A 19,874-nucleotide genomic window follows, 5' to 3' on the forward strand; every position below is an offset into this window, starting at 1 on the left:
ATCTTCAGCGCAACATCAGCACGCTGCAAGCTTCGCCAACGGCCGCCGCGGGGGCAAATGGTGACCGCACGATCAGCCCGTTGGCATCGGCCAGCATTCTCAGCATCGACGAATCCTGGATGCTGAACGGCGTCGCCACCAGCGCGCCGTTGTCGTCCCGGACCACCGCCCGCACATAGTCCTGGCGCAAATCATTGGCCGGCATTGCCGAGCCCAATCGCGCCGGACGAATGTCCTGCCGGTGCTCGCGGCCACCGAGTCGCGCCAGCAGCGGCTTCAGGAACAATTGCGAGCAGACCAGGCTTGCCACCGGATTGCCGGGCAGGCCGATGCATCTGATGTCGCCGAGACGGCCGAACATCAGCGGCTTGCCGGGGCGCATGGCGATCTTCCAGAAGCCGAGCGTCATGCCTTCTCCGGTCAGCACGTCGTGGATCAGATCGTGGTCGCCGACCGAGGCCCCGCCCAGCGTAACGATGACGTCCGCGCCGGCCGCGACCGCTTTCTGCACCAGCGCGGCGATGGCCTCCCTGCGGTCGGCGGCAATGCCGAGATCGAGCGCACGTGCACCGACCGACTGCGCCGCCGCTGCTACACCATAGGCATTGGATGAGATGATCTGGTCCGGCCCGAGTTCGCTGCCGGGCGGCAACAATTCGTCGCCGGTGGCGATGATGGCGACCAGCGGGCGCTTTACCACGTTGACCCTTGGATGGTTGGCCGATGCCGTCAGTGACAATGCCGCGGGATCGAGCACGCGGCCTTTCTCCAGCAGGATATCGCCCTTGGAGAAGTCGAGGCCGACGCGGCGGATGTTGCGCCACTCCGCCGTCGGTTCGGTTACTTCGACGTCGCCACCACCGAGGTCGCGGACATTCTCCTGAATGACGATGGTGTCAGCGCCTTGGGGCAGCGGCGCACCGGTGAAGATACGCACGGCTTGTGCCTTGCCGACCGTGCCGTCAAAGCCACGCCCGGCAGGCGCCATGCCGATCACGGAAAGTCTCGACGGCACCGACGCCACATCGACGGCGCGCACCGCGTAGCCATCCATGGCGGAAGCGTTGAAAGGTGGCTGGGTGCGGAGCGCGATGACGGGCTCGGCCAGCACGCGGTCCACGGCCTCGAACAGCGGAACGCTTTCGCCCGCCAAAGGTGCTGCACCCTCAAGCAGGCGTTCGAGCGCCTCGGCGACCGGAACCAGCGCCATCAGGCGCCCACTTTGTAGTCGCCCGACTTGCCGCCGGTCTTTTCGACCAATCGGATGCCGGAGATGACCATGGCGCGGTCCACCGCCTTGGCCATGTCGTAGATGGTCAGGCAAGCCACCGAAGCGGCGGTCAGCGCTTCCATCTCGACGCCCGTCTTGCCGGTGACACGCGCCAGCGCGGTGACCTTCAGGCCGGGCAAAGCATGGTCCGGCTGAATGTCGACGGAAATCTTGGTCAGGAGCAGCGGATGGCAGAGCGGGATCAGCTCATGGGTCTTCTTCGCCGCCATGATGCCGGCGATGCGCGCCGTGCCAAGCACATCGCCCTTCTTGGCGTTGCCTTCGAGGATCATGGTCAGCGTCTCGGGCTGCATCGCGACAAAACCCTCGGCGATTGCTGTACGCGTGGTCTCCGCCTTGTCGCCGACGTCGACCATGTTGGCCTCGCCCTGTGCGCCGAGATGGGTGAGGGCGGCCGTCATCGTCAGATGGCCTCGGCCGGCGCCTTGCCCGTCAGAAGCAAGCGCGTCGCCGTGGTGACGTCCTGTTGCCGCATCAGGCTTTCGCCGACAAGGAAGGTGCCGATGTCGCTCCTTTGCAGCCTGAGGCAATCGTCATGCGAGAAAATGCCGCTTTCGCTGACCAGCAGGCGGTCGGCCGGCACCATCGACGCCAGCCGCTCGGACGTTTCGAGACTGGTCTCGAATGTCCTGAGATTGCGGTTGTTGATCCCGATCAGCCGCGACGACAGTTTCAGCGCGCGCTGCGTCTCGGCTTCGTCGTGCACTTCGACCAGCGCATCCATGCCGAGTTCAAACGCCGTCGATTCGAGATCGCTGGCCAATGCATCGTCGACGCTGGCCATGATGATCAGGATGGCGTCTGCGCCCCAGGCGCGGGCTTCGTAGACCTGATACGGGTCGAACAGAAAATCCTTGCGCAGTGCGGGCAGGGCGACGGCGGCTCGCGCCCTGGTGAGAAATTCGGGCGCACCCTGGAAAGACGGCGCGTCGGTCAACACCGAAAGACAGGCGGCGCCCCCTTTCGCATAGGCCTGCGCCAATGCCGGCGGGTCGAAATCGGCGCGGATCAGGCCCTTGGAGGGACTTGCCTTCTTGATCTCGGCGATCAGCGCGAAGGCACCGGATTTGCGCCTGGTCTCGAGCGCGGCAAGAAAGCCGCGTGGTGCCTCGGCATCCTTGGCCCGCGCCTTGATCTCGGCCAGCGGCACGCGCGCCTTCGCCGTTGCGATCTCGTCGCGCTTGTAGGCCTCGATCTTGCGAAGAATGTCAGACACGCTCTACCCGTTCGAAATCTCGATCAGCCGGTCAAGCACTTGCAGCGCCCGGCCGCTGTCGATGGCTTGTGCTGCCGCCGCGATGCCGTCGCCAAGTGTCGTCGCCTTGCCCGCGACCACAAGTCCGGCGCCGGCATTCATCAGCACGGTATCGCGATAGGCGCCGGCAGCGCCACTCAGCATATCGCGCAATGCGTCGGCGTTGTAGGCTGCGTCGCCACCACGCAATTCATCCTTGGTGTGGCGCGCCAGCCCGACCGCTTCCGGGGTTAGCGTGAAGCTGCGGATCTCGCCGCCGATCAGTTCGGCGACATGGGTCTCGCCGGTGGTGGTGATCTCGTCATAGCCGTCGCCATGGGCAACCCAGGCATGCTCGGCACCCAGCGCCTTCAGCGTCTCGGCCACCGGCAGGATCCATTCCGGCAGGAACACACCCACCATCTGCCGCTTGACGCCAGCCGGATTGGAGAGGGGCCCAAGCAGGTTGAATATGGTGCGGGTGCCGAGTTCGACACGGGTCGGGCCGACATGCTTCATCGCCGGATGGTGCGCGGGCGCAAACATGAAGCCGACGCCCGCCTCATGGATGCAGCGGCCGATGAATTCGGGCGAGATATCGATCTTGACCCCGAGTGCGACCAGCACGTCGGCGGCCCCGGTCAGCGACGACAGCCCGCGATTGCCATGCTTGGCAACTGGCACACCGCTGCCGGCGATAACAAACGCCGACCCCGTCGAGATGTTGACGCTGTGGGAATTGTCACCGCCGGTGCCGACGATATCGATGGCGCCGGCCGGTGCGTCGACGCGCAGCATCTTGGCGCGCATGGTGGCGACGGCGCCGGAAATCTCGCTCACCGTCTCGCCGCGCACGCGCAGCGCCATCAGGAAGCCGCCGATCTGGCCGGGCGTTGCGTCACCCGACATGATGATGTCGAAGGCCTCGCGCGCTTCCTCGAAGGAAAGCGCGCTTCCGGTCGCGACCTTGGCGATATGGGTTTTCAGCGCGCTCATCTTGTCGAGGCTTGGGCAACGGCGGCCTGGTCGATGCGAACGTCGAATTGCGTCTGCAACTGCGCCACCAACTGGTCGAGCAGATCGTCCGACATGCCGGAGGTGAAGGATTTCTGTGCCTCGTCCGGCACGGAGCTGGCGTCAGCTCCGGCGGGCTCGAACACTTCGGCGACCTTGTACAGGATCTGTCCGTCGCCGGTGGGCGAGGGGATCAGCCCGGTGCCGCCTTCGCCGACGCCGAACATCGCCGCGGCGCCCTCCTTGCCGAAGTCGACATCGTCGGCCTCGCGCTTGACGCCGCGCTTGGTCTGCTTTTCCAGCTTCAGTTCGCCGGCGATGACGTCGAGCGTGGCGCCGGCCTTGAGCCGCTTTTCGAGTTCATCTGCCTTGGCGGTGAGCCGCTTGGTTGTTTCGGCCGCGGTCCAGTCGGCGACGACCTTCTGGCGAGCCTCGTCCAGTGTGCGGTCGCGAGCCGGTGTGATGGAAGCCACTTCGTAGAAAACGAAACCGTTGTCCGCCGTGGTCAAAGCGTCGTTTTCCGTGTTGGGTTCAGCGTCGAAGACAGCCTTGATCAGTTCCGGCGATTGCGGCAGGTCCTTGACGATGCTTGCGTCAGGTCTCAGGCCACTGCGATCGATGGCATCGATGGTGACGATCTTCAGCTTCAACTTGGTGGCGGCGTCGGCCAGCGAGCCGCCAGCGGCGCGGGTGTCTTCGTAATTGTCGCGTACGTCCAGAAGGATGCGACTTGCCTCGCCCAGCGCCAGATCCTTGCGGATCTGGTCGGACACTTCGGTCAGCGGCTTCACCACCTGGGGTTTGATTTCGGTGACGCGCAGCAGCACAGGACCAAAGGCACCCTGCACGACCTGGCTGACTTCATTCGCATTGAGTGCGAAGGCCGCGTCGGCGACCGCCTTGTCGGCGACCTTGTCCTTGGCCAGCGTGCCGAGCAACGTATCGGCCGGGGTCTTGCCTTCCGCCGTGACAAGCTTGTCGAAGGTGGCGCCGGCCTTGAGCGAATCGAGCGCGGCCTTGGCCGCGTCAGGCGTCTTGAACACAAGCTGCTCGATGGTGCGCAGCTCCGGCGTCGTGTAGCGCGCCTTGTTCTTGTTGTAGTCGTCGCTGACCTGTTGGTCGGTGACTGCGGTCGTATCCATGATGTCGACCGGCTCGAGGCGGACGTAGGAGAATTTGCGGTATTCGGGTGCCGCGTACGTCTTCTTGTTGGCGTCGAAATAGGCCGAGAGCACGCTGTCGGACGGCGCCCCGATCGGCTCGACCAGTGCCTTGGGCAGCGTCAAATAGTCGATGGTGCGGTCTTCGCCGCGATAGAGAGCGACAGCCTTGAAGAAAGTGTCCGGCGCCTTGAGGCCATCCGAGACCGCCTCGACGATCTGCTGGCGCACCGCCACCTGGGCACGGTTCTTCAGATAATCCGCAGGCCGCATGCCGATCTGCTGCAACATATATTCGAAGGTTCGCCTGTCGAACTGGCCGCCGGGACCCTTGAAGGCCGGATCTTCGCGCGTCAGCTCGGCCAGCCGGTCCTTGGAGAGGCCGAGGCCCAGCTTGCGGGCCTGTTCGTCGAGAACGGCTCCTGAGACGAGCTGCGCCAGCACCTGGTTGTCGATGCCGAGCGCCTTTGCCTGCTCGTGGGTGAGGCGCTGGCCGAACTGCTGCGACATGACGGCGAGCTGGCGGTCATAGGCGAGGCGGTACTCGTTGATCGACACCTTGGTGCCGCCGGCGAAAATAACCGAATCGTGGCCGGCGAAACCGCCCATCAGCCGCCCGGAAATGCCCCAGACCAAAAAGCTGAGCACCAGCAACACTAGTAGACCCTTCGCGACCCAGGTACCCGCCGCGCTTCTCAATACACCAAGCATCGTTACTTCCGATTTATGCGCATTTTCGCATGCGCCGAGTCTGAAACAAGCGCAATAGCGCCCTTCCGGTCCACTGTCGATTGCTTTGTGGCCTGATTTTGGTAGTGAGGGCCAGAGCCTGATATCGCCCGGAGAAGCAGACCCATGACGCCAGGAATTCGCCCGCTCGTCGCCGGCAACTGGAAAATGAACGGCACCAGTGCCTCGCTCAACGAGCTCAGGATGATCGGCAACGGTTTCATGAGTGGGCTCGATGCGGAGACCGAAGCGCTGGTTTGCGTTCCCGCGACTCTGCTTGCCCACGCAGCCGAGATCCTGTCCCGGACGCCGGTCCACGCCGGCGGCGAGGATTGCCACACCAAGGAAAGCGGCGCCTACACCGGCTGCATCTCGGCGGAAATGCTGAAGGATGCCGGCGCGAGCCATGTCATCGTCGGCCATTCCGAATGCCGCGAGCAGCGCGGCGAGGACGATGCGACGGTCCAGGCCAAGGCCTCGGCGGCCTGGCGCGCCGGGCTTGTGGCCATCATTTGCATTGGCGAGACGCAGCAGCAGCGTGAAGCGGGCGCGACGCTCGATGTGCTGGCGCGGCAGGTCGCCGGCTCGGTGCCGCCAAGCGCCACGCCATCGAACACCATCATTGCCTATGAGCCGGTGTGGGCGATCGGCACCGGCCTGACGCCGACCGCGACCGATGTGGCCGAAGCACACGCACATATCCGCGAAAAGCTGTCGGAAAAGCTCGACGGTGTCGCCGCGAAGATGCGCATTCTCTATGGCGGCTCGGTCAAGCCCTCCAACGCGGTCGAGTTGCTCGGTGTCAAGAATGTCGACGGCGCGCTGGTCGGCGGCGCCAGCCTGAAAGCGGCGGACTTCCTTGCCATCGCCGAGGCTTATCGCAACATCTCCTAAGGGATATGGGCTGCAACAAGCGGGGTCGACGGCGCCGGAATCGTTGCAAAGGGATCGTTGCTTCCCATATTCCGGCCACGGGCTTGGAAATGCCATCAAAGCATTGTATTGAGCCGCCTCCAATTCACCGGTCGTGTCCGCGACCGGGCAAGGCCTTGCCAGGATAAACTATGGAAACCGTACTGATCGTCATCCATCTCATGGTCGTGCTCGCCCTTGTCGGCGTGGTGCTGCTGCAGCGCTCCGAAGGCGGCGGCCTTGGCATCGGCGGCGGATCCGGCTTCATGACCGCGCGCGGCGCTGCCAATGCGCTGACACGTGCGACGGCGATCCTGGCGGCCGCCTTCTTCGCCACCTCGCTGACACTGTCGATCGTCGCTCGCTACGGCGAGAAGCCGATCGACATCCTCGATCGCGTGCCCGCGACATCCGACGGCGCCGGCAAGGGCGTGCTCAACCAATTGCCCGGCACGACCACTCCGGCGCCCGCCGGCAACACCGCGCCGACGCCGCCTTCCGGCAACGACGCCGCGGCAAAGCCCCCGGCGACTGCCCCGGCCACGGCGCCTGCCGCCGGCTCGACTCAGCCGGCGACCAACGGCACCACGCCCGCTGCACCGGCGACCCCGCAGGTCCCGAACCAGTAGTCTCCAGCGCCTGAAGCCGCGATCTGTTGTCGTTTGAACACAGTCGCGGCAAATGCAGCACGATCACGAAGATTCGAGTGTCTGCAATGTGGCGTGACGCTTGAGGCGTCCGCGCTTATTCGACTATAGATTGCGCGCGGCATTTCCGGCGCCCTTGGGGGGTGCTGGGCGACGCCGTGGGCAACAAGCATAGAACGATCGGATCTTCGCCATGCAGCTTCGCAGCTTCATTTTCATGGGACTCTGCGCCGTACTCGGTATGAGTTCACCGGCTTTCGCCGGCATGCCGGCCAATATGGCCGCAAATCAATCCGCTGACACAACCAGTGCCATCAACGTCGCCGTCAAGAGCGATGCGGCGCAATTGAAGCTTCTCAAGAAGAAGAAAAGCCCGACACCGGACGATCTCGCCCAGATCAAGAAGATCGAGGCCAAGATCGTTGCCGACAAGGAAGCGGCCAAGGCCAAGGCACTGGAAGCCAGGAAGCTGGCGATGCGCGAAGCGGCCAAGGCCAAGGCCGAGGCGGAACGGCAAGCGTTCCTCGCCAAGAGAGGCAAGACCGCTTCGGCAACCGAAGTGGCCGACGCCAAGCCTGCCAAGAAGACCGTCAATATCATCGAGCCGATTGCGCCGATCGAGCCTATCCAGTCGGCTGAGCCGCTCCCGGCCGAAGCGATGAATGTCGCTTTGAGCGGAAACAATGGCGAGTTGCGCAGCGAAGTCATCGGCCAGAAGCAGTCGAGCGGTGGCCTGTTCGCCGGTCTCTTCGGCGGCAGCTCCTCGTCTTCGATCTCATATCTCCCCGAGACACGTGCGCTGGACCAGGCTCTCGCCAAGAAGGAAGCCAAGAAGCAGTTCAAGGTGAAGCCGGAGTTCGTGCCGCAGGACGTGGAATTCACTGGCTATGAAGCCGGCACCATCGTCATCGACACCAGCGCCCGCCGCCTCTATCTCGTCGAATCGTCTTCCACCGCTCGGCGCTACGCCATTGCGGTCGGCCGCGAGGGCCTGCAGTTCAAGGGCACGGTCGCGGTCGGCGACAAGCAGGAATGGCCGCGCTGGATCCCGACGCTGGATATGCAAAAGCGCGAGCCGAAGCACTATGGCCAGTACAAGGACGGCATGCCTGGCGGTGGCCAGAACCCGCTCGGCGCCCGCGCCATCTATCTCTATGACGGCAAGAAGGACACGCATCTGCGCATCCACGGCACCATCGCGCCGCAGTCGATCGGAACCAGCGCCTCCAACGGCTGCTTCCGCATGATCAACGAGCACGTCATGGATCTCTACAGCCGCGTCAGGGTTGGCACCAAGGTCGTCATCATCTGACTCCTGCATCCATAATGCCGAAGGGCCGGCCTTTGCCGGCCCTTTTGTTTTGACTTGCCCCTAAGCGCGTCGCGTTGAAACGGATTCAATCGACGCGCTTTGGTTCTTTGTTTTGTGCATGTCGTTGTCCCAAAACTGCTTCGTGATTTTGGGCGACATGCATAGGGGTATCGCGCCTTCTTGGGAAAAAACCTTTGCGGCGGTTTTTTCTCTGGCGGAATCAATCCGGCCGCGTTAAGCGATGACTCCCATGGCGCGATATGTATTCATCACAGGCGGCGTGGTTTCCTCACTTGGAAAAGGCATTGCCGCAGCGGCCCTTGGGGCTCTCTTGCAGGCGCGAGGCTATCGCGCACGCATCAAAAAACTCGACCCCTACCTCAATGTCGATCCAGGCACGATGTCGCCGTACCAGCATGGCGAGGTTTTCGTCACCGATGACGGTGCGGAGACCGATCTCGATCTTGGCCACTATGAGCGCTTCACCGGCCGCTCGGCCAACCAGCAGGACAACATCACCACCGGCCGCATCTACAAGAACATCATCGAGCGCGAGCGGCGCGGCGACTATCTCGGTGCCACCGTGCAGGTCATTCCGCACGTTACCGACGAGATCAAGAATTTCGTCCTCAACGGCAACGATGACTATGATTTCGTGCTGTGCGAGATCGGCGGCACGGTCGGCGATATCGAGGCGATGCCGTTCCTCGAGGCGATCCGTCAGCTTGGCAACGACCTGCCGCGCAACAACGCCGTCTACGTGCATCTGACGCTGATGCCCTACATCCCGACGGCGGGTGAACTGAAGACCAAGCCGACCCAGCATTCGGTCAAGGAACTGCGCGGCATCGGCATCGCGCCTGACATTCTGCTGGTTCGCGCCGACCGCGCCATTCCGAAGGAAGAGCGCAGAAAACTGTCGCTGTTCTGCAATGTGCGCGAAAGTGCTGTGATCCAGGCGCTCGACGTGCCGCATATCTACGACGTGCCGATGGCCTATCACAAGGAAGGGCTTGATTCGGAAGTGCTGGCCGCGTTCGGTATCGATCCGGCGCCGAAGCCGCGCATGGAACCCTGGCAGGCGGTGTCCAACCGCATCCACAATCCGGAAGGCGAGGTTACCATCGCCGTGGTCGGCAAATACACCGGCCTCAAGGATGCCTACAAATCGTTGATCGAGGCGCTTTCGCATGGCGGCCTGGCCAATCACGTCAAGGTCAAGCTCGACTGGATCGAATCGGAGATTTTCGAAAAGGAAGATCCGACGCCCTGGCTGGAAAAGGTGCATGGCATCCTGGTTCCCGGCGGCTTTGGCGAGCGCGGCTCCGAAGGCAAGATCCTGGCGGCGAAGTTCGCGCGTGAACGCAAGGTGCCGTATTTCGGCATCTGCTTCGGCATGCAGATGGCCTGCATCGAGGCCGCGCGGTCGCTGGCCGGCGTCGAGCACGCCTCATCGACCGAATTCGGCCCAACCGACGAACCGGTGGTCGGCCTGATGACCGAATGGCTAAAAGGCAACATGCTGGAGAAGCGCCGGGAAACCGGCGATCTCGGCGGCACGATGCGGCTCGGCGCCTATCAGGCCGATCTCGCCAAGGGTTCCAAGATCGCCGAGATCTATGGCGATACGCAGATTTCCGAGCGCCATCGCCACCGCTATGAGGTCAATGTCGATTACAAGGAGCGGCTCGAGGATTGCGGCCTGGTGTTTGCCGGCATGTCGCCCGATGGCGTGTTGCCGGAGACGGTCGAATACCCCGACCATCCGTGGTTCATCGGCGTGCAGTATCATCCGGAACTGAAAAGCCGGCCGCTCGAACCGCATCCTCTGTTTGCCAGCTTCATCGAGGCCGCGGTGGAACAGAGCAGGCTGGTCTAACGACCACCGGCGGGCCGGGCATGCAGACCTATGTCGCGCTCCTCTACAGCATCATCCTGGGCGAGGGACGGCGGCTCGTCATGGCCGACCTAAAGGCGATGGCGGAAGACCTCGGCCTGAAGAATGTTCGCACCTTGGTGGCGACCGGAAACCTGGTCTTCGAGACGTCGGCAACGGCGATCGCTGATCTGGAGCAGCGGCTGGAAGCAGCCTTCGAAAAGACCTTCGGCCGGCATGTCGATATCATCGTGCGCGGTGCCGAGGACTGGCGGACGCTTGCCGCCGGCAATCCGTTCCCGGGCGAGTCCGCCGAAGCTGGCGACCAGGTGGCGGTCCGCGTGATGCGCAAACCTGCGGCAGTGGATGCTGTAGCGGTGCTCCAGGCCTATGCCGCTGCGGACGAGAAGGTGCTGTCGGTCGGCGGCGACATCTGGGTTGTCTTTTCGCGTGAGAGGCCCAGTTCGCGTCTTCTGGCGGCAACGAGCCACAAACGTCTCGGTATCGGCACGTCGCGCAACTGGAACACGGTGCGCAAACTGGCCGAGATGGTCGGCGCATAGGATCCGGGGCGGCTTTGCGCCGCCCCGGACGATGCCCGTCAGGCCTTCGCGGTCTTGGCGCCAGCGCCCAAAGCCGCTGAGCGCAGCACGTAGTAGATGGTGCCGGCGATGCCAACGCCGAAGAACCAGCCATAGACACCCCACCAGGACGGCAGCCAGTTGGTGAAGTTGGGCAGGATCGACGAGAAGATGGCGCCGATGCCGGCGGCGATGAAGGCATTGACGTGCCAGCCGCCCTGGAAGCGGAACTCGCCGTCCTCGCGGTAGAGCGCTTCGACGTCGACCTCACCTTTGCGGATCAGATAGTAATCGACCATCATAACCCCGAAGATCGGTCCCATCGTCGCGCCGATGATGTTGACGAAGGAGGCGGCACTGCCTTCCCACGGCGCGAAGGGGTAGAGCACCAGCGCGATCAACGCGGCGATATAGCCGCCCTTCTTGAAGTCGATCTGCCTGGGAAAGACGTTTGAGAAGTCGAAGGCCGGCGACACGAAGTTGGCGACGACGTTGATGCCAAGCGTCGCCACGGCGAAGGTCAGGGCCGCAAGGGCTGCCAGGAACCAGCTGTCGAATTTCGCCGAGATCTGGTCGGGATGCAGCAGCACCTCGTGATAGACGTCGTAAGCGGCAATGGTGGTGACGCCGGCAACCAGCGAGAACAGGATGAGGTTGACCGGCAGGCCCCAGATGTTGCCTTTGCGCAGCGACGCCTGATCGGGCGCATAGCGGGCGAAATCGCAGAAGTTGAGATAGAGCGCCGAAAAATAGGTCACCCAGATCGCGGCCACCGCAAACAGCGCGGTCCACGAGCCCGGCGTGCCTGGCACGCCGGCATCCTTGGTCTTCTCCAACAGCACGTCCATCGGGATGTCGCTGGTGAAGGCGAAGGTTCCGGATTTGACGCAGAGGTAAATTGCCAGGATCAGCATCATCACCCAGACCGCCGGACCCGCCCAATCCTGGAAGCGGCGCACCGTCTCCATGCCGCGCTGGATGATCAGAAGCTGCAGCGCCCAGATGACGACGAAGCAGATCACCTCCAGGCCGGAATGACCGAGGAAATGCGAGTTGGCGTTGAAATCGGCGAACCATTGCGAGCGGATCAAGAGTGCCACGATGGCGCCGGAGGCGGCCGCCGTCTGCGCGCCGTACCAGAAGCAGGCGACGATGGCGCGCACCAGCGCCGGTATGTTGGCGCCCCAGATGCCGAATGAGGCGCGGGCAAGCACGGGATAGGGCACGCCAGTCTTCACGCCGGCATAGCCGACCATGTTCATCAGCGCGTAGATGATCAGCGAACCGATGCCGATGGCGATGATGAAGTTGACGAAGCCGCCACAGAACAGGAACAGGCTGGCAGCCAGGTAGTAGCCCCAGAGGCTGTGAACGTCCGACGTCCAGACGTTGAAGATCGAGAATGGTCCCCAGTTTCGAATTTTGGCCGGAGCCAGATCCTCGTTGTACAGATCAGGTGAAGCACCCTGTATTGTCATTGCAATGGTCCCCTTTTGCAGCACGCGCCCTCACGCGTTGGCCGAATGCAGGGTAAGCCTGACGCTGGGGAACGGACAAGCAACCTATTTGCCGGCTTTGGCCTTAAAGATATTCAATGAGGACTGCGATTATCGACGGGGCGCGATGGTGGGCCGTTTTGCGTTTGCCGGTCGAATGATTCGAATTTCGGCATATGGCGATTTTTTATAATTCCGGTTCTTTACACGGAACCAACCTGAGGATGGCGCGTTTCATAAGGTTCGATCGTGCAGCGGTCGACCGGGAGGAAATGATGGATTATCTGCACTTCTTTTCGCCCGTGCGCATTTCGCGCGGGCAGGGACATCCTGTAGAAGAAATCGATAGTGTTGCCGAGGCCATGGTGTTCTTGAGAAAATGGCCGACGGGACGGCGCGGTCCGGTCTATCAGTGCGCGCTGAATTGCTGCTCGGCCGCCTTGTCGGGCCAGATGTCGCCCGAGGAAGCAAGGAAAGCGTTTACAGGCTTTGCCCGCATTACGCGCCTTCTCGACGATGACATGATGTTGCCGGCAGCCAGCGAAAGCATGGCAAAGGTATACGCGTTGCGGCGGTAAGCGCCTGTTGATTGACGGTTGATGCGGGGTCTCGCGCCGCTGCGGCGCGGGTCGAGTTTGAGACGCGCTCCGAGAATGCTTGGCGTCGAAAATTCCTCCCGATCAGGCGCTTGTCTCAGGTGCTTCAGGTGACGGAATATCGGTCGATCACCCAAAGCCAGCTGCCATCGCTTTGCCTCCGGGCAACCTCGCTGGTCACGTCGCCATCGGGAAGTCGGGTCGATGTGAGGGCAAGGTCGCCGCAAATGAGCGCCGGCCGCTGCTCGCCCACGGCAAACTTCCGTCCGGACGCGACGATCTCGGCATAGTAGCTGCGGATGGCCTGCTCGCCGCACAGCAGATTTCCGCCACCACAGTCGATCACGGCATCGGGTTCGAACAGAGCCGTCATGCCGTCGACGTCGCCTGCGTGCTGCCGCGAAATCAGCAACGGCTCCAGTTGCTGGGGATCGTAGACAGGTTTTCTGTCTGCTGTGTCGTCCATGCTGGCCTCCGCGCGTCATCCAGCCGGAACCTTACCGCAAAAGCTCCCATCCGTGGCAGGAGAAGGAATTTTCTGGATCAGCGCAGTTGTTGACTGACGAGGCTCGGCAGTTGAGGGAGGCCCCAATCGTGGGGGCGGGATGTCTGCCTGGAACTCTTCCGGGGGTGGGCTATCCATCCTGACATGAATGCGCGAACCGTCGTGTTACGGTGCGACCAAGCAAAGGGGGGAATTCACCACGTCCAGGATCAATCGCCGCGCCTTGCTCTTCCACTCCGGCAGCGCAGTCGTCGCCTCGACGGCTGCTGCAAAGGCTCTCGGCACAGAGCCGCTGGGCCGAGATCGGGAACCGTCCAACGATCTGCAAGTGCTGATTGGGGCGCACAAGGCAGCATATGCGTCCTTTAGCAAAGCCCTGCACGAAACGGACTGGGGTAGCCGCCACCTCGTCAAGGCCGGCCGGGAGGAGGAGAGGGCGTTACTGGCCATCTGCGCCTATGCTGCGGTCAAGGAAGGCGATCGCCTGGCCAAGTCCCGATTTCTTTTAGAGATCGAGGCGCGCGGCGAACTCGACCTGGCCGAGCATATGCAGGCACTTCTCCGATCGACGATGTGGGAGGGATGATACGATCGTCCCGCAGACGCGGACAGCGGACGACGCCAGTGGGGGCGGCGGTGGCATAGAAAGTTCTAGCTTAGCGTCGCCAGCAGGTGTTCGGCAGCCTTAACATCCGCCGTATTCAGGCCCTCCACAAAATGCGCCGCAACCGGTTGCAAGAGCTCGCGAGCGCTGTTGATCTCTCCGCGCCCGGTCATCAGCGTGGTCATGTCGATTGCGGTTCGCAACTCCCATGCCCGCGCGTGCTGACTGCGGCTCAACTCCAGTGCCTGCATGAGGTAGGCGGCAGCTTCGTCGCGGTTGCGTTGCGACTGGAGAAGGAGGTTTCCCTTCATCCGCAGCAACTCCGGGAGGTACAGTTGGTCGCCGTTCTTTTCGACGAGGCCAAGCGACTCGTCGATCAGCGCAATTGCTTCATCGACCTGACCGATTGTGGACAATCCCCTGACCAGAGAGAGGTTGAGCGGAGTCGTGAGCAATTCGTAAGGTGCCGCGTGCAGCTTCTGAAGAGAAGTCTGCAGGCCCTCGACACCGCCTCTTGCATCGCCTTGACGGATCGCGACTTCGCTTTTGAATCCCCGACCGACCAGCAGGTAAGGGGTCATGGAATGGGATTCCGCGCGGGCGATGAGCATGTCGATGTACGCCTCGGCGCTCTTCAGGTCGCCCGTCCACAGGAAGACGGATGTCGCCCAGATCAACGCGATCGCCAGCGTTAGAGAATGATCCATGGCGGCAGCCTCTTCGACGGCCTGCCGAGCATGCGCCATGGCTTGATCCGGATGGCCTTGCAGCCAAAGGTTCCTCGCCAGAATTGCCCTAGCCAGGATTTTGCCTTCGAAGCCCAGATAGATCGTTGTGGTCCGCTGAGAGCGCGGCCCACGGTCGAGCGCCGCCTCCAGCTCTGCGCGCGCCGCCGCGAGGTCGCCTCGCAAGTGAAGCGAGATACCCAGGATCGAATGCGCAAGTGCGATCGCGACCGAATCCTCCAGACCGGCGGCTGTGGCTGAACAACGTCTTGCAATTTCGAGCGCGGTTACGAAATTGCCCGTCCGCAGATGGAACATGTTGAGCGGACCTAACAGACGCACCTGATCCAGCGGATCGCCGCGCTCCTCGGCGATCGCCAGGCTTCTCTGCAGGGCTACGCGCGCCCTGTCGCGTCCTCCCCGCATGAACATGAAGGATACGCCGAGAGCGGCCTGAAGATGCATCTCGTCAAGTCCGCCAAGGGCGGCACCGTCGGAAGCCAGTATTGCTCTTTCAGACCAGCGATGACACTCCGGCAACAAGGACATCGCCAGGAAAACCGGCGCGGCAGCGATGGCGAGTCCCATGCCGATGTCGGCGTTTCCGTTGTTGCCGAAGCACCATTCCAGGGCAGCTCGGACATTGTTGATGGCGGCGAAGTGAGGAGCCCGTTCCTCACCGGTCGCCAGTTTTGGCCATCCGATCCCTGTCTGCTCCAGCCATCTCCGATAGTAGGCGGCGTGGCGCACTGACAGATCGGCAGCCTCCGCGTCATCGATCCGGATATCGAGAACGTAGGCGCGCGTGGTATCGAGGAGCCGGTAGCGTATCATCGCTCCGACCGGACGCGTCGCTACAATCGATTTGGCGACGAGACTGTCCATGGCGCCCAGGACGGTCGATCGATCGAGGGTCGCGCTCGTCACCACCTCCAGTGCGGCATCGAGCGTGAAATGACCGACGAACACAGCGAGCCTGCGCAACACCATGCGCTCAAGGTCGGTCAAGAGCCCAAAACTCCAGTCCAGTGTCGCTTGGAGGGTCTGCTGACGCGGCGGCGCGGTCCGCGAACCGAGCCACAGCAGTGTCAGGCGTTGATCAAGAAGTGCGGCGGTCTGTTGCAGCCCATAGGATTCGACGCGCCTGGCCGCCAGTTCGATGGAGAGCGCCACTCCGTCGAGCTTTCGACAGATGCTCGCGATGAGCAGGGCCTCCGCATCGCTGACGTCCAAACGAGCGCCGCCTGCCACCGCTCGTTCGACGAACAGTTGGGTGGCCGGGAAGGTCTGGACAATGGCCGCCGTTAGTCCAGGTTCGTCGGGCGGATAGGCAAGCGCATCCAATCGATAGATATGCTCACCCTCAACCCGAAGCACCTCGCGGCTCGTCGCCAGAATGTGGACCTGTGACGCCGCATCGACGATGCTTGCTGCCAAAGGCGCCACCGCATCCAAGAGATGCTCACAGGTATCGAGGATCAAGAGAATCCGCTTGTTGCGCAAGTAAGCGATCAGGTTGGGCGTGGCATCTTCTGTTTGAACGGATAGCCCAAGCATCGAGGCGACGGCTGTCGCCACCAGACCGGGATCACCGATCATTCCCAGATCGACGAACAGAACTGCCCCATAAAATGCGTCGATCAGATGATGCCCGACTGCGATCGCAACGGTGGTTTTGCCGACACCGCCGGCGCCAACGATGGTGACGAACCGCGAAGCATTCAGCTGCGCCGACAGCTTGAGAACGTCCTCATCCCGCCCGACCATTCTGCTCAAGCGGTTTGGAAGATTCGCATGCGGAAACCCGGCGGCGATAAATGGGGCTTCGTCGTGTGGGCTGCTTAATCGCGAGACCGGTGCAACGAAGCAATAGCCGCGCCCCGGAAGCGTCGCGATGTAACGCGCGCCATGCTTTCCATCGCCCAGCGCCTTGCGCAGCCCTGTCATGTGGAACCGCAGGCTGCCTTCCTCGACAACCACATCGGGCCAGACCCGCGACATCAGATCCTTCTTGCTGACGACTTCATTCGGCGCGGAAGTCAGGACGATGAGAATTTCAAGGGCGCGCGAGCCCAGCTCTACGGGAGCGCCTTCTCTTGTCAGGAGCCTTTCACCCGCAGCCAAACAGAAAGGGCCAAACGACAACCTGTCTTTGGCCTGACTTGCCGTTATCGTCATGGCGTCTCTTCTTTTGGGAGCCGCCTGCACCCAGCGCCTCAGTTTAAGTCAAGGCGCGCTCCCGCACCATAGGGAGTCTCCACTGTCTGGCGCCTCCTATCTGCTCAAAAAAGCGGCAGGCGGGCAGCGACTAACAAGAGCTCACGACACATAACGGGCTAATCCCATCTCCCGGGGGTACGTCAAGCAGTGCAGATCGCATCCATCAACCCCAGGAGAGTCCCATGGACACGACCAGAACCTCCGAAACAATCGACCAGGATCGCCGGCGACTTTTGGGCACTGCCGCGGTCGGCATCGCCGCCGCGGGCGCCGCGAGCCTGCTCCCGTCACAAAAGGCCGCCGCATCAACCAACGATGGCATCCGCCCCTTCACCGTTAGCTTCCCGCAGGAAGAGCTCACCGAGCTTCGCCGGCGCATCGTCGCTACGCGCTGGCCGGAGCGCGAGCTCGTCTCCGACGAGGCCTCCCGGCGGATCTGGTCGACCCCGGCGACGGTAGGGCCAACGCAGGGCGTGCAACTCGCCACGATGCAGAAGCTCATGCACTACTGGGGAACGGAATATGATTGGAGCAAATGCGAGGCGCGGTTGAAGGCGCTGCCCAATTTCGTCACCGAGATCGACGGCCTCGACATCCACTTCATCCACGTGAAATCCAAGCATCAGGGCGCCCTGCCTATCATCATCACACATGGCTGGCCCGGTTCGGTCATCGAACTCCTGAAGATCATCGATCCGTTCACCAATCCCACTGCGCACGGCGGTGCCGAGGCCGACGCGTTCGACGTGGTGATCCCGTCGATGCCGGGCTACGGCTTTTCCGGCAAGCCCACCGAAACCGGTTGGGATTCAGCGCGCATCGCGCGGGCGTGGATCGTGCTGATGAAGCGCCTCGGCTACGACCGGTACGTCGCGCAGGGCGGCGATTGGGGAGCACTTATCACCGAACAGATGGCTCTGATCGCACCTCCCGAGCTGGCCGCCATCCACACAAACATGCCGGGGACCATTCCGCCCGAGATCGTGAAGGCGCTTGCCTCTGGCGGCCCGCCCCCTGCCGATCTCGGCCCCGACGAGAAGCGCGCCTACGAGCAGGTGGCGTTTTTCTACAAGAACGGCCTGGGCTACGCCAACGAAATGGCGCTTCGTCCGCAAACGCTCTACGGGATCGTCGATTCACCGGCCGGCCTGGCGGCGTGGATCCTCGATCACGATGCGGATAGCTATGCGTTGATCGCCCGCTCCTTCGACGGAGAGCCGGAGGGCCTTACCCGCGACGACATCCTCGACAACATCACGTTCTATTGGCTGACCCACACGGCGATCTCGTCGGCACGTCTCTATTGGGAACACACGCAAACGGCGAAGGCCGGCTTCTTCGACGCCAAGGGCATCACAATTCCTGTCGGAGCCACTGCGAACCCCAGCGAAATCTACACAGCGCCGAAGAGCTGGACTGAACGCGCGTTCCCGAAGCTTCTGCATTACGGGCGCACAGACAAGGGTTGCCATTTCGCTGCCTGGGAACAGCCGAAGACCTTCACCGATGAGGTGCGCGCAACATTCAAGACGATCCAGACCTGACGTGTTGGCGGGGGACGGCGCGCCGGACGTGGGCCATCTTCCGCCTGCGACTCCTGCATAGCGAACTTCCGAAGGGAGCGACTGCAATGAACCCTCTCATCAAGACGCTTGCCGCAGTTGCGGCATGCACCGCGCTCGCTACCGCTGCGCTGGTGTTAGGGCTTTGCACCCTCTCCGCGCCCGCCTTCGCAAATCCGGTCGAGGATCGCTCGATCCGGCCCTTCAAAATTCAGGTGCCGCAAACGGCGCTCGACGACCTTCGCGGTCGTATTGCAGCAACACGGTGGCCCGACCGGGAGACCGTCGGTGACCAGTCGCAGGGCATTCAGCTCGCGAAGATCAGGCCGCTCGTCGAGTATTGGGGCAGGGCCTACGACTGGCGGACAGCGGAAGCGAAGCTGAATTCCCTGCCTCAGTTCATGACCACGATCGACGGCGTGGACATTTACTTCATCCACGTTCGCTCGAAACATCCCCATGCGCTGCCGCTGATCATGACGCATGGCTGGCCTGGCTCGGTGCTGGAACTGCTCAAAACGGTCGGTCCGCTCACCGATCCCACCGCGGATGGCGGCAGCCCTGAGGACGCGTTCGACCTCGTATTGCCGTCGTTGCCGGGTTTCGGCTTCTCCGGCAAGCCGACTGAGACCGGCTGGAATACAGAGCGCATTGCGCGCGCCTGGGCAGAGCTGATGAAGCGCCTCGGCTACACAAAATACGTCGCCCAAGGCGGCGACTGGGGCTCCCCCGTGTCGAATGCGATGGGCCGCCTGGCCCCTGCAGGACTTCTTGGCATCCATGTCAACCTGCCGGCTGTCGTACCACCTGAGATAGCTGCTGTGCTCGCCACCGGCGGACCAGTGCCGGCAGGCCTGACGGGTAAGGAGCGCACGGCATTCGACGCGCTCAGCATGGCCGCCAAGATGGGGAATAGATCCTACGCCACGATGATGGGCACCCGACCGCAGACGATAGGTTACGCCATCAATGATTCCCCTGCGGGGCTCGCAGCATGGATGCTCGGGCATCCGGGCTTTTCAGGCTGGACCTACGACGATAGCGACCCTGAAAAGTCGCCGGACGAAGTGCTGGACGACATAACTCTGTACTGGTTGACGAACACCGCCACCTCGTCCGGGCGAATTTACTGGGAGTACGGCGGCGGGCGCAGTCCCGTTTTTGCCGACCCTGAAAAGACCAACGAAGTCAAGCTGCCGGTCGCCATCACGGTCTTTCCGGGGGAAGGCTATCGGGCCCCCGAGACGTGGGCCCGGCGCGCCTATCCCAACCTGATCTACTTCCATGAGGTCGACAAGGGCGGCCACTTCGCCGCGTGGGAGCAGCCGGAGCTCTTCTCCGCCGAGTTGCGCGCTGCCTTCAGGTCGCTGCGGCAAAGAAACTGAACTGACCGGAGGGGCACACCAAGCA

Annotated in this window: 17 protein-coding genes; 9 read left to right on the plus strand and 8 right to left on the minus strand. The window is 62.7% G+C overall.

The genetic code is table 11. The features are described 5' to 3' along the window. Positions 1–4 precede the first annotated feature (4 nt). From HNQ71_RS18865 to HNQ71_RS18885, 5 genes are read right to left on the minus strand one after another with little or no spacing between them, the layout of a single operon-like run. On the minus strand, positions 5–1,210 hold the full coding sequence (locus HNQ71_RS18865) for a molybdopterin molybdotransferase MoeA (RefSeq protein WP_184874173.1): 1,206 nt from the start codon (positions 1,208–1,210) through the stop codon (positions 5–7). Further along, positions 1,210–1,692 carry a cyclic pyranopterin monophosphate synthase MoaC gene (gene moaC, locus HNQ71_RS18870; RefSeq protein WP_184874174.1) on the minus strand — a complete coding sequence of 161 codons (483 nt, stop codon included), beginning with the start codon at positions 1,690–1,692 and terminating at the stop codon, positions 1,210–1,212. The genes HNQ71_RS18865 and moaC overlap by 1 nt, the downstream gene beginning before the upstream one ends. Positions 1,693–1,694: 2 nt before the next feature. Beyond that, on the minus strand, positions 1,695–2,507 hold the full coding sequence (gene trpC, locus HNQ71_RS18875; RefSeq protein ID WP_184874175.1) for an indole-3-glycerol phosphate synthase TrpC: 813 nt from the start codon (positions 2,505–2,507) through the stop codon (positions 1,695–1,697). A 3-nt stretch (positions 2,508–2,510) separates the two neighbouring features. Next, positions 2,511–3,521, minus strand: coding sequence for an anthranilate phosphoribosyltransferase (trpD, locus tag HNQ71_RS18880; protein ID WP_184874176.1), 1,011 nt, complete (start codon positions 3,519–3,521; stop codon positions 2,511–2,513). After that, positions 3,518–5,410: a SurA N-terminal domain-containing protein gene (locus HNQ71_RS18885; protein ID WP_184874177.1), complete on the minus strand. Its 1,893-nt coding sequence runs from the start codon at positions 5,408–5,410 to the stop codon at positions 3,518–3,520. The genes trpD and HNQ71_RS18885 overlap by 4 nt, the downstream gene beginning before the upstream one ends. Positions 5,411–5,554: 144 nt before the next feature. Between HNQ71_RS18885 and tpiA the strand changes: the two genes are divergently transcribed. From tpiA to HNQ71_RS18910, 5 genes are all read left to right on the plus strand, one after another. Further along, positions 5,555–6,322 (plus strand): triose-phosphate isomerase, encoded by a 768-nt coding sequence (tpiA, locus tag HNQ71_RS18890; RefSeq protein ID WP_184874178.1) that lies wholly within the window; start codon positions 5,555–5,557, stop codon positions 6,320–6,322. 170 nt (positions 6,323–6,492) lie between these two features. After that, the gene (gene secG / locus HNQ71_RS18895; RefSeq protein ID WP_184874179.1) at positions 6,493–6,969 is read left to right on the plus strand and encodes a preprotein translocase subunit SecG; all 477 of its coding nucleotides are present in this window, start codon (positions 6,493–6,495) and stop codon (positions 6,967–6,969) included. Positions 6,970–7,180: 211 nt separating this feature from the next. Further along, positions 7,181–8,299 (plus strand): L,D-transpeptidase, encoded by a 1,119-nt coding sequence (locus HNQ71_RS18900; RefSeq protein WP_184874180.1) that lies wholly within the window; start codon positions 7,181–7,183, stop codon positions 8,297–8,299. A gap of 250 nt (positions 8,300–8,549) precedes the next feature. Next, positions 8,550–10,178 carry a CTP synthase gene (gene pyrG, locus HNQ71_RS18905; protein WP_184874181.1) on the plus strand — a complete coding sequence of 543 codons (1,629 nt, stop codon included), beginning with the start codon at positions 8,550–8,552 and terminating at the stop codon, positions 10,176–10,178. A 20-nt stretch (positions 10,179–10,198) separates the two neighbouring features. After that, the gene (locus tag HNQ71_RS18910) at positions 10,199–10,738 is read left to right on the plus strand and encodes a DUF1697 domain-containing protein (RefSeq protein ID WP_184874182.1); all 540 of its coding nucleotides are present in this window, start codon (positions 10,199–10,201) and stop codon (positions 10,736–10,738) included. Positions 10,739–10,776: 38 nt separating this feature from the next. On the opposite strand, the gene HNQ71_RS18915 is transcribed toward HNQ71_RS18910, so the two are convergent. After that, positions 10,777–12,234 carry an NCS1 family nucleobase:cation symporter-1 gene (locus HNQ71_RS18915; protein WP_184874183.1) on the minus strand — a complete coding sequence of 486 codons (1,458 nt, stop codon included), beginning with the start codon at positions 12,232–12,234 and terminating at the stop codon, positions 10,777–10,779. Positions 12,235–12,428: 194 nt separating this feature from the next. On the opposite strand from HNQ71_RS18915, the gene HNQ71_RS18920 reads away from it, so the two are divergent. Beyond that, a complete protein-coding gene (locus HNQ71_RS18920) occupies positions 12,429–12,830 on the plus strand; it encodes a DUF982 domain-containing protein (RefSeq protein WP_425492242.1) in 402 nt (133 codons plus the stop codon). A 124-nt stretch (positions 12,831–12,954) separates the two neighbouring features. On the opposite strand, the gene HNQ71_RS18925 is transcribed toward HNQ71_RS18920, so the two are convergent. Next, on the minus strand, positions 12,955–13,314 hold the full coding sequence (locus HNQ71_RS18925; protein WP_184874184.1) for a YybH family protein: 360 nt from the start codon (positions 13,312–13,314) through the stop codon (positions 12,955–12,957). 262 nt (positions 13,315–13,576) lie between these two features. On the opposite strand from HNQ71_RS18925, the gene HNQ71_RS18930 reads away from it, so the two are divergent. Continuing rightward, complete coding sequence (locus HNQ71_RS18930; protein ID WP_246461639.1) at positions 13,577–13,939, plus strand: hypothetical protein; 363 nt, start codon at positions 13,577–13,579, stop codon at positions 13,937–13,939. Positions 13,940–14,004: 65 nt separating this feature from the next. On the opposite strand, the gene HNQ71_RS18935 is transcribed toward HNQ71_RS18930, so the two are convergent. Next, positions 14,005–16,860 carry an ATP-binding protein gene (locus tag HNQ71_RS18935; protein WP_184874186.1) on the minus strand — a complete coding sequence of 952 codons (2,856 nt, stop codon included), beginning with the start codon at positions 16,858–16,860 and terminating at the stop codon, positions 14,005–14,007. Positions 16,861–17,084: 224 nt separating this feature from the next. On the opposite strand from HNQ71_RS18935, the gene HNQ71_RS18940 reads away from it, so the two are divergent. After that, entirely contained in the window at positions 17,085–18,446 is a 1,362-nt protein-coding gene (locus HNQ71_RS18940) for an epoxide hydrolase family protein (protein ID WP_184874187.1), read from the plus strand. Positions 18,447–18,532: 86 nt separating this feature from the next. Further along, a complete protein-coding gene (locus HNQ71_RS18945; RefSeq protein WP_184874188.1) occupies positions 18,533–19,849 on the plus strand; it encodes an epoxide hydrolase family protein in 1,317 nt (438 codons plus the stop codon). Positions 19,850–19,874: the final 25 nt, after the last annotated feature.

It is taken from the genome of Mesorhizobium sangaii (genome assembly GCF_014207355.1).
In the GTDB taxonomy this organism is placed as follows: domain Bacteria; phylum Pseudomonadota; class Alphaproteobacteria; order Rhizobiales; family Rhizobiaceae; genus Mesorhizobium; species Mesorhizobium sangaii.

Bases quoted from the DNA above. Each gene is read 5' to 3' on its own strand.
- HNQ71_RS18935 (WP_184874186.1), bottom strand. From the start codon at position 16,860: ATGACGATAACGGCAAGTCAGGCCAAAGACAGGTTGTCGTTTGGCCCT.
- HNQ71_RS18915 (WP_184874183.1), bottom strand. From the start codon at position 12,234: ATGACAATACAGGGTGCTTCACCTGATCTGTACAACGAGGATCTGGCT.
- secG (WP_184874179.1), top strand. From the start codon at position 6,493: ATGGAAACCGTACTGATCGTCATCCATCTCATGGTCGTGCTCGCCCTT.
- trpD (WP_184874176.1), bottom strand. From the start codon at position 3,521: ATGAGCGCGCTGAAAACCCATATCGCCAAGGTCGCGACCGGAAGCGCG.
- tpiA (WP_184874178.1), top strand. From the start codon at position 5,555: ATGACGCCAGGAATTCGCCCGCTCGTCGCCGGCAACTGGAAAATGAAC.
- HNQ71_RS18940 (WP_184874187.1), top strand. From the start codon at position 17,085: ATGGACACGACCAGAACCTCCGAAACAATCGACCAGGATCGCCGGCGA.
- HNQ71_RS18925 (WP_184874184.1), bottom strand. From the start codon at position 13,314: ATGGACGACACAGCAGACAGAAAACCTGTCTACGATCCCCAGCAACTG.
- HNQ71_RS18885 (WP_184874177.1), bottom strand. From the start codon at position 5,410: ATGCTTGGTGTATTGAGAAGCGCGGCGGGTACCTGGGTCGCGAAGGGT.
- HNQ71_RS18900 (WP_184874180.1), top strand. From the start codon at position 7,181: ATGCAGCTTCGCAGCTTCATTTTCATGGGACTCTGCGCCGTACTCGGT.
- moaC (WP_184874174.1), bottom strand. From the start codon at position 1,692: ATGACGGCCGCCCTCACCCATCTCGGCGCACAGGGCGAGGCCAACATG.
- HNQ71_RS18920 (WP_425492242.1), top strand. From the start codon at position 12,429: ATGGCGATTTTTTATAATTCCGGTTCTTTACACGGAACCAACCTGAGG.
- HNQ71_RS18945 (WP_184874188.1), top strand. From the start codon at position 18,533: ATGAACCCTCTCATCAAGACGCTTGCCGCAGTTGCGGCATGCACCGCG.
- HNQ71_RS18910 (WP_184874182.1), top strand. From the start codon at position 10,199: ATGCAGACCTATGTCGCGCTCCTCTACAGCATCATCCTGGGCGAGGGA.
- pyrG (WP_184874181.1), top strand. From the start codon at position 8,550: ATGGCGCGATATGTATTCATCACAGGCGGCGTGGTTTCCTCACTTGGA.
- HNQ71_RS18865 (WP_184874173.1), bottom strand. From the start codon at position 1,210: ATGGCGCTGGTTCCGGTCGCCGAGGCGCTCGAACGCCTGCTTGAGGGT.